This window comes from Roseibium sp. RKSG952 (genome assembly GCF_009711355.1).
Genome location: NZ_SMMF01000921.1, coordinates 12,980 through 14,202, shown reverse-complemented (window position 1 = coordinate 14,202; position 1,223 = coordinate 12,980). Strand labels below are relative to the sequence as shown.

The window sequence follows — 1,223 nt, the reverse complement described above, 5'->3', positions numbered from 1 at the left end:
CTTCCGGTTCCTCGGTTTCGGTGACATCAGTATCCGGCGTTTCGGTTACGGGTTCTTCGGGCTGAGGTACTTCGGCTACCGGTTCTTCTGGCTGCGGGGTTTCTTCAACTGGCGGTGTGGGGGTAGGTGGGGTGGTGCCGCCATTGTCCAGCATGACCGCTGCATCGGTTGTGGCAAAGTTCTGGGTGACCATTACAGCGTCAAACCCTTGCATGTCGCCGGTTTCAACGCCGATACCGATGTATTTGAAATCCGGGTTCAGGATGTTGGCCCGGTGACCGGGGCTGTTCATCAGGTTCTGGTGAAGCTGTTGGACATCGTCACTGATGCCGGGTGCACCGCGCTCGGATTGCCACGCGATGTTCTCGCCCGATCTCCAGCTGCCTGAAAAATCGAAGCCGGCCATTTCCATCCGCTGGGTTGCGGTGGAACCACCCGAACCAGTGTGGCTGAACGTGTCCGTGGCCAGCATCCATTCGCTGTGATCCTCGGATGATTCATTCAGGCGTGTTTCCAGTTGCAGCGGCTCCAGTCCGCGGGATGTGCGCTCCTGATTAATCAGTGCCAGCATTTCTCGTTCGATACTACTTGCAGTCGACATTTTTGCCTCCGTTTGGTGTTGTGTCTTTGCAGACGCCGCCAGTTACAAAGGCCGGGTGCTGGGTTCATAGACAGGGATTTCCAGAAGGCGAGTTTTGGCGAGGCGGTGCTACCAGCGCGAGATTCGCTGCGCTGTAAGATGCCGGGCAAAATGTTGCTGAGGGGTAAATGGCTGGTTGCCGCTTGGCGCACGAGCCGAGTCGGCGAAATGTATCCGACCCCGGAAACGACAAACCCCCGGGCGATGCCTCGGGGGTCGTCAAATAGTGTCATCCAAAGCTGGACGAGGAAAGTCTTAGAGCAGACCTTCGCGCTGGGCTTTCTTGCGTGCCAGTTTACGGGCACGGCGGATCGCTTCAGCTTTCTCGCGCGCTTTTTTCTCGGACGGCTTCTCGAAATGTTGCTTGAGCTTCATTTCACGGAACACGCCTTCGCGCTGCAGCTTTTTCTTCAGGGCACGAAGCGCCTGATCGACATTGTTGTCGCGAACACTAACCTGCATGTGGTTGTCACCACCTTTCTAGATTCGAGTTGCAAGGAAATTGCAGGAGTTGGCCGTATAGCAAAGCGCACCTAACTTGTCTAGTACTGGGCCCGAACACCGGAGAACCGCCATGACCGTG

General features: G+C 56.6%; 2 protein-coding genes. Both read right to left on the bottom strand.

Annotation, left to right across the window (positions count from 1 at the left end; genetic code table 11):
• Positions 1-601 (bottom strand): CAP domain-containing protein (locus E1297_RS21470; RefSeq protein ID WP_196223379.1); only part of this gene is annotated, 601 nt, incomplete at its 3' end.
• A 294-nt stretch (positions 602-895) separates the two neighbouring features.
• Positions 896-1,102: a 30S ribosomal protein S21 gene (gene rpsU / locus E1297_RS21465; protein WP_005614280.1), complete on the bottom strand. Its 207-nt coding sequence runs from the start codon at positions 1,100-1,102 to the stop codon at positions 896-898.
• Positions 1,103-1,223 lie beyond the last annotated feature (121 nt).

Bases quoted from the DNA above. Each gene is read 5' to 3' on its own strand.
- rpsU (WP_005614280.1), bottom strand. From the start codon at position 1,102: ATGCAGGTTAGTGTTCGCGACAACAATGTCGATCAGGCGCTTCGTGCC.